Annotated in this window: 8 protein-coding genes; 7 read left to right on the top strand and 1 reads right to left on the bottom strand. The window is 71.9% G+C overall.

All coding sequences use genetic code 11. The annotated features are described in order from the left end of the window. Both AB7J25_RS29355 and AB7J25_RS29350 read left to right on the top strand, forming a co-directional pair. Positions 1-1,562: transglycosylase domain-containing protein (locus tag AB7J25_RS29355; RefSeq protein ID WP_428514408.1), on the top strand; the 1,562-nt coding region annotated here is incomplete at its 5' end. A 4-nt stretch (positions 1,563-1,566) separates the two neighbouring features. Beyond that, the gene (locus tag AB7J25_RS29350) at positions 1,567-3,072 is read left to right on the top strand and encodes a glycosyltransferase family 87 protein (protein ID WP_428514406.1); all 1,506 of its coding nucleotides are present in this window, start codon (positions 1,567-1,569) and stop codon (positions 3,070-3,072) included. Here the strand turns inward: AB7J25_RS29350 and AB7J25_RS29345 are convergent. Beyond that, the gene (locus tag AB7J25_RS29345; RefSeq protein ID WP_428514404.1) at positions 3,052-3,831 is read right to left on the bottom strand and encodes a deoxyribonuclease IV; all 780 of its coding nucleotides are present in this window, start codon (positions 3,829-3,831) and stop codon (positions 3,052-3,054) included. The two genes, AB7J25_RS29350 and AB7J25_RS29345, sit on opposite strands and share 21 nt — an antisense overlap. A 269-nt stretch (positions 3,832-4,100) precedes the next feature. On the opposite strand from AB7J25_RS29345, the gene rpsF reads away from it, so the two are divergent. The 5 genes from rpsF to AB7J25_RS29320 form a co-directional block, all read left to right on the top strand. Next, positions 4,101-4,412, top strand: coding sequence for a 30S ribosomal protein S6 (gene rpsF, locus AB7J25_RS29340; RefSeq protein WP_428514402.1), 312 nt, complete (start codon positions 4,101-4,103; stop codon positions 4,410-4,412). Positions 4,413-4,420: 8 nt separating this feature from the next. Further along, positions 4,421-4,942, top strand: coding sequence for a single-stranded DNA-binding protein (locus tag AB7J25_RS29335; protein ID WP_428514400.1), 522 nt, complete (start codon positions 4,421-4,423; stop codon positions 4,940-4,942). Positions 4,943-4,987: 45 nt separating this feature from the next. Continuing rightward, positions 4,988-5,224 carry a 30S ribosomal protein S18 gene (rpsR, locus tag AB7J25_RS29330; protein ID WP_428514398.1) on the top strand — a complete coding sequence of 79 codons (237 nt, stop codon included), beginning with the start codon at positions 4,988-4,990 and terminating at the stop codon, positions 5,222-5,224. 8 nt (positions 5,225-5,232) lie between these two features. Beyond that, entirely contained in the window at positions 5,233-5,682 is a 450-nt protein-coding gene (rplI, locus tag AB7J25_RS29325) for a 50S ribosomal protein L9 (RefSeq protein WP_428514396.1), read from the top strand. A 549-nt stretch (positions 5,683-6,231) separates the two neighbouring features. Further along, on the top strand, positions 6,232-7,370 hold a 1,139-nt coding region (locus tag AB7J25_RS29320; RefSeq protein ID WP_428514394.1), incomplete at its 3' end, for a DnaB-like helicase C-terminal domain-containing protein.

Raw genomic sequence — 7,370 nt, 5'->3', positions numbered from 1 at the left:
TCGGCCGCGGCGCCTACGGCGTCCAGGCCGCGTCGCGGGCGTACTTCGACAAGGACGTCGGCCAGCTCACGGTGTCCGAGGGCGCGATGCTCGCGGGGCTGATCCAGTCGCCGTCGCGGTGGGACCCGGCCAAGAACCCGGCCAGGTCGGCCGAGCGCTGGAACTTCGTGCTGGACGGCATGGTCTCGCAGAGCTGGCTCAGCGCCGCCGACCGCGCCTCGCTGCAGTTCCCCGCCTACAAGGACGAGCCCCCGGCGGGCGGCGGGATCCCGGGCGACGACCGGGGCCACGTCTACAACCTCGCGAAGGCCGAGCTGGAGAAGCTCGGCATCAGCGAGACGACGATCAACACCCAGGGCCTCACCATCGAGACGACGATCGACCCGGACCTGCAGAAGGACGCCGTCGACGCCGTCACCAAGGTCCTCAAGGGCCAGCCGAAGAACCTGCGCACCGCGCTCGTCTCGATCGACCCTGCGAGCGGGGCGATCCTCGCCTACTACGGCGGCTCGAACGGCGTCGGCACGGACTACGCGCAGGCCCTGCGCCAGCCCGGCTCGTCGTTCAAGCCGTTCGTGCTGGCCGCGGCGTTGCAGGGCAACGACGGCGTCGGCCTGGGCACGCTCTACGACGGCTCGTCGCCGCAGAACTTCCCCGGCGTCGGTCGGCCGATCCAGAACTCGGAGGGCTACGACTGCGGCGAGTGCTCCGTGAAGACCGCCATGACGCGCTCGATCAACACGGTCTTCTACCGGATGGCGCTCGACGTCGGCCCCTCGAGGGTCGTCGACACGGCGCACAAGGTCGGCATCCCCGAGGAGCTGCTCCCGGAGGCCCGTGGCGGCATCGCGCTGGGTGACCAGGAGGTCCACCCGATCGACATGGCCTCGGCGTTCGCCACCCTCGCGGCGGACGGCACCCGCCACGAGCCGTACCTGATCAAGAAGATCACGGCGGCAGACGGGCGCGTGCTGCACGACGCAGGCGAGCCGACCGCAGGCCGTCAGGCCGTCCCGCAACAGGTGGCGCGCAACGTCACCGAGGCGATGCTGGACGTCGCGAGCTTCGCGGGGATCGGGCTCGGCGACCGCCCGGTCGCCGCCAAGACCGGCACCGTGCAGCTCCCGGGGTCGAACGGGCAGAACAAGGACGCGTGGACGGTCGGGTTCACCCCGCAGTTGTCCACAGCGGTCTGGGTCGGCACGGACGTCAGCGAGCCGATCAGGAACGCGGCGGGCCGTCCCGTCTACGGGCGGATGCTGCCCGGGTCGATCTGGCAGACGTTCATGGTCGACGCCCTGCGCGGCCGGCCGGTCGCGCAGTTCTCCCGGTTCGTTCCGATGGGAGACCCGCCGTTCAACGAGTACGCCGACGACGACGAGTCCGACGACGATGAGGACTCGGACGACGAGGACTCGAGCGACGAGTCCGACGACGGCGACCGGTCGGACCGCGGGAACAACGGCGACCGCAACCGGGGCAACGGCCGTGGGAACGGCAACGGCAACAACGGCGGCGGCAACGGCACCCAGATCCAGAACTTCCTCAACAACGACAACTGAGCAGGTGAAAGAACCGCAACGCGTCGTCCCCACCTGGACCGAGCCCCTGGCCACGGCGGCGAGTGGGCTCATCGGGGGGCCGCTCGGCCGGCACGCCCTCGTGGGCCGCAGCCGGTTCTGGACACCGTTGCGGGCCGTGCTGCTGTTCGCGGTGGCGGTGCTCGCGCTCGGTTGGCTGGGCAAGGCAGCGTGCCTTCAGCAGTACTCGCCGGACGGAGGCGTGCAGGCGCTGGACTGGCGCAACAACCGCCAGTACGTCGCGATGTGCTACTCCGACACGATCCCGCTCTACCGGCTCGAGGGCCTGGACACCGGGGCGCTGCCCTACCGCGATCCGTCGCCGGGCCCCGAAACGCGCTACTCGGAGAGCCCGGTGCTCACGGCGTACGCGCAGTGGGCGATCGCCCGGGTCGCCGACGGGTGGCTGTGGCTGGCGGAGCGGGTGCCGCTGTGGCCGGGCGGGCTGCCGGAGGTCGTCTACTTCGACCTCACGGCCGTGTGGCTGTCGTTCGCCTGGCTCGTCGTGGCGTGGGCGGTGCTCGCGCTGCGACCGGTCCGGCCGTGGGACGCCGCGCTGGTGGCGCTCTCGCCGATCGCGCTCGTGCACGTACTGACGGCGAGCGAGGCGATCGGCGTCGCCTTCGCCACGGCGGGCCTGCTCGCGCTCGCCAGGGCCCGTCCGGCGCTGGCCGGGGTGCTCGTGGGAATCGGGGGCGGGTTCGGGACCTGGCCGCTGTTCCTGCTGGTGCCGGTCCTCCTGGTGGCGGCGCGGCGCAGGGACGGCCCGACCGCCGTGCGGGTCGCGGCGGGTGCCGTCGGCACCTGGGCCGCGGTGAACGTGCCCGTCGCCCTGGCCTACCCGCAGGGGTGGTTCGGGGTCTTCCGGCTCCAGATCACGCGGCCCGCCGACGTGGACTCGCTGTGGTTCGTCGTCGCCGGCCTCACCGGACGCCCCGGGCTGGACGGGGAGCTGCCCGACGGGAGCACGCCGGTGGCACTCAACCTGGCCTCGCTGGCGATCCTGCTCGCCTGCTGGGCGGCCGTCGCGGTGCTGGCGTGGCGCGCGCCGGTCCCGCCGCGGCTGGCGTCGCTCGCGTTCCTCGTGGTGGCCGCGGTGCTGCTCACGGGCAAGGCGTGGACCCCGCAGTGGTCGCTGTGGCTCGTGCCGCTCGCCGTCCTGGCCCTGCCCCGCTGGCGGCTGCTGCTCGGCTGGATGACCGTGGAGGCCCTGCTGTGGGTGCCGCGCAGCTTCTACTTCCTGGGCCCGGACGGGCGTGGGCTCACCCCCGAGTGGTTCCTCGGCGCCGTGCTGGTGCGCGATGCGCTCGTGCTCGTGCTGTGCGCGCTCGTGGTGCGCTCGGTCCTGCGTCCCGCGACCGACCCGGTACGGGCGACGCGGACGCTCGCCGAGCCCGGCGCGACCACGGCGGACCCGGACTGGCCCACCCGGCCCGCCGCGCAGCGCCTCCACGTGGGCGCCGCGCCCCGGTCAGGTGAGCCGCTCCCGTAGCAGCTTGATGTCCGCGGCCTGCCCCTCCGCGGGGGTCTCGACCACCACCGGGGCCTGCGCGGCCGCACACACCGCCACCAGCAGCTCGGGGTCGATCGTGCCCGTACCGATGTTGGCGTGCCGGTCGCGAGCCGAGTCGAACTCGTCACGGGAGTCGTTGAGGTGCACCAGGTCGATGCGGCCCGTGATCGCGCGGGCCCGTTCCACGACGCCGAGCAGCTCCTCGCCCGCGGCGAACGCGTGGCACGTGTCGAGGCAGAAGCCGACCTCGAAATCGCCCACGGCGTCCCACAGCCGTGCCAGTGCCTCGAACTTGCGCGCCATCGCGTTGTCCCCACCGGCGGTGTTCTCGATGAACACCGGCGTCGCGAACCCGCCCTCGTCGTTCTGCCGCTCGAAGAACTTCCGCCAGTTCGCCACGCCCACCGACGCGTCCTCACCCTTCGTGACGTGCCCGCCGTGCACGACCAGCCCGAAGGCACCGATCTCGGCGGCCGCCTCCGCGTGCTGCACGACGATCTTGCGCGACGGCACCCGGATGCGGTTGTTCGTCGAGGCCAGGTTCACCGGGTACGGCGCGTGGACGACGACCGGGATCTCCGACGCGAGGATCTCCTCGGCCCGTGGGTGCGGCGCGGGCTTCTTCCAGCTCTGCGGATCGCCGAGGAACAGCTGGACGACGTCGGCCCCGCACGCGGCGGCGGCGCCGAGCGGGTCGTCGTCGGTGCGGACGTGGGCGCCGATGAGGACGCGGTGCATGGGCCCGAGGGTAGCGAGGCACCCTGACGACTCCCGCCCGCGCCGGTGGCGCGTTCACCGCCGTGCACGCGCCGCCCGGCGGGGAGGGGGGCCCGAGGTGCGGCGTTCGCGCTGGTAGCCTGGCCGCGTCACCCCGACCGGAGCCGCCTGGCTCCGCGTGACGAGCCCCGGAAGTTCACCGGGTCGCCCGGTTCTGTCGGGGTGCGGTGAGAACCTCCTGTCGCGGATGGACCGCGACCGTTCCAGTCCATAGGAGGTGAGTGGTTCTCATGCGTCATTACGAGCTCATGGTCATCCTCGACCCGAGCCTGGACGAGCGCACCGTGACGCCGTCCCTGGAGACGTTCCTCAACGTCGTGCGTTCCGACGGGGGCACCGTCGAGAACATCGAGGTGTGGGGCAAGCGCCGGCTCGCCTACGAGATCGCCAAGCACGCCGAGGGCATCTACGCGGTGCTCCTGGTCTCGTGCGAACCGGCTACGGTCGCCGAGCTGGACCGCCAGCTGGGCCTCAACGAGTCCGTGCTGCGGACCAAGGTGATGCGCCGCGAGCCCAAGCGCACGCCGGTCGCCGCGGGCTGAGGCCGACGATGGCTGGCGAGACTGTGATCACCGTGGTCGGCAACCTCACCGCCGACCCGGAGCTGCGATTCACCCCGTCCGGCGCCGCCGTGGCCAACTTCACCGTGGCGTCCACGCCGCGCACGTTCGACCGCCAGAGCGGCGAGTGGCGTGACGGCGATGCGCTCTTCCTACGCTGCAACGTGTGGCGCCAGGCCGCGGAGAACGTCGCCGAGTCGCTCACCCGCGGGATGCGGGTCATGGTGTCGGGCCGGCTGCGGCAGCGGTCGTTCGAGACCCGCGAGGGCGAGAAGCGCACCGTCGTCGAGCTCGAGGTCGACGAGGTCGGCCCGTCCCTGCGCTACGCCACGGCCAAGGTCAACAAGGTCAGCCGCGGTGGCGGCAGCGGTGGCTACGGCAGCGGCGGCGGCAGCGGCGGCGGCCAGGGCGGCGGCGGCCAGGGCGGCGCCCCCGTCGAGGACCCGTGGGGCTCCGCCCCGCCTGCGGGCGGCAGCGGCGGCTACCCGGTCGACGACGAGCCCCCCTTCTGACCCCCACACCCCGAGAACCTCAGAAACACCAGGAGCACTGAAGACATGCCCAAGCCCGTGCTGCGCAAGCCCAAGAAGAAGGTCTGCGCGTTCTGCAAGGACAAGGCACAGGACATCGACTACAAGGACACCGGTCTGCTGCGGAAGTACATCTCCGACCGCGGCAAGATCCGGGCCCGCCGCGTCACCGGCAACTGCCGCCAGCACCAGCGGGACGTCGCGGTCGCGGTGAAGAACTCCCGCGAGGTCGCGTTGCTGCCCTACACCTCGACGGCCCGCTAGGAGAAACGGTGAAGCTCATCCTCACCGCCGACGTCCCGAACCTCGGGGCACCCGGCGACGTCGTCGAGGTCAAGGACGGCTACGGCCGCAACTTCCTGCTGCCCCGCAAGCTGGCGATCGTCGCCACCCGTGGCGCCGAGAAGCAGGTCGCGGCCATCCAGCGGGCGCAGAAGGCCCGCCAGATCCGCGACCTGGGCCACGCCCGCGAGGTCGCGGAGCAGCTCGGCGGCCTGTCGGTCACCGTCAAGGCCAAGGCGGCCGGAGACACGGGCCGGCTGTTCGGCTCAGTCACCGCGGCCGACGTGGCCGACGCGGTGAAGGCCGCGGGCGGTCCCGCGCTGGACCGGCGCGCCGTCGAGGTGCCCGGCCAGATCAAGACCCTCGGTACGCACTCGGTCACCGTGCGGCTGCACCCGGAGGTGACGCGGGAGCTCGCGGTCTCGGTCGTCGCGACCTGAGTCGCCTGCCGGGAGGCGGGTCGAGCCACCCTCCGGGCGGCTGTCACCGAACGTGAGCGGGGCGGGTCCCGGGGGTACGCCCCGTCCCGCCCCGCTGTCGTGTCCGTGATCTCGCGTCGAGCGTTGGCACCGGGATCGAGGAAGGTTGCGCGCCCATCGCCGAAAGGGCACGGTGAGGCGGCCGGTGACCGTGATCGAACCGGCCGCGCGACACGCCGGAACGACACTCCGAGCCAATGTTGTCCACAACCCGAACATGGCCTCTGAGCAGCAGTGATGCCTGAAACTCGGGCATCGGTCCACAACTGTGTCCACACACTGGCCGATCAGCTACCTGGGGACCCTCCCGTCCGTCCCCACGCTGTCCACACCGCGGTGCACAGATCGGTTTGAATGCATCGCGCCAGCACCCCTACGGTCTTCCCGACCGGCTGTTCCGGAGCCCGGGGCGGGAGCGTGCGGCTCGAACAGACGTTCGATATACTCGGCGTGGGGGTGACTCAACGTGGTTGGCAGCGTTGTGGTGGATATGGACGACCCGGGCCCGACATGGCGCTGACCGACGATCGTCCGAACGGGCGCGGGCGCCCTCTGCGCGCGGCGGAGGACGGGGGCTCGGCAGGCTCGGCCGGTTACGGGGGCGGCCAGGAGGAGGCCGCGTCCCCCTTCGACCGGCAGCCGCCGCAGGACCTCACGGCCGAGCAGTCCGTGCTGGGCGGCATGCTGCTCAGCAAGGACGCCATCGCCGACGTGGTCGAGGTGCTGCGCCCCGACGACTTCTACCGGCCGGCACACCAGACGGTCTACGACTGCGTCCTCGATCTCTACGGCCGGGGCGAGCCCGCCGACGCCGTCACCGTGGCGGCGGAGCTGCAGCGCCGGGGCGACCTGATCCGCCTGGGCGGCCTGCCGTACCTGCACACGCTCATCGCCACGGTGCCCACCGCGGCCAACGCCGCCTACTACGCCGAGATCGTGGCCGAGAAGGCCGTCCTGCGCCGCCTCGTCGAGGCGGGCACCCGGATCGTGCAGCTGGGCTACCACGGCGCGCAGGGTGCGGAGGTCTCCGAGGTCGTGGACCGCGCCCAGGCGGCGATCTACGAGGTCACCGAGCGCTCCACCTCCGAGGACTACGTGCCGTTGGAGGAGCTCCTCCAACCCACGATGGACGAGATCGACGCCATCGCCTCCCGCGGCGGCGTCGCGCTGGGGGTACCCACGGGCTTCGCCGACCTGGACGCGGTCACCAACGGGCTGCACGCCGGGCAGATGGTCGTCGTGGCCGCGCGGCCGGGGCTGGGCAAGAGCACCCTGGGCCTGGACTTCGCCCGCTCGTGCTCGGTGAAGCACGGGATGACGAGCGCGGTGTTCTCCCTGGAGATGAGCCGCAGCGAGATCGTCATGCGGCTGCTGTCGGCGGAGGCGCGGATCCGGCTGACCGACATGCGATCGGGCCGGATGAGCGACGACGACTGGACGCGGATGGCGCGGCGCATGAGCGAGATCAGCGAGGCGCCGCTGTTCATCGACGACTCGCCGAACCTCACGCTGATGGAGATCCGGGCGAAGGCGCGCCGGCTCAAGCAGCGCAACGACCTCAAGCTCGTGATCCTGGACTACCTGCAGCTGATGACGTCGGGGCGCAAGGTCGAGTCACGTCAGCAGGAGGTGTCCGAGTTCTCGCGGCA

Source organism: Pseudonocardia sp. (assembly GCF_050246655.1).
Classification (GTDB): domain Bacteria; phylum Actinomycetota; class Actinomycetes; order Mycobacteriales; family Pseudonocardiaceae; genus Pseudonocardia.
This window is presented reverse-complemented; position numbering and strand designations above follow the sequence as displayed.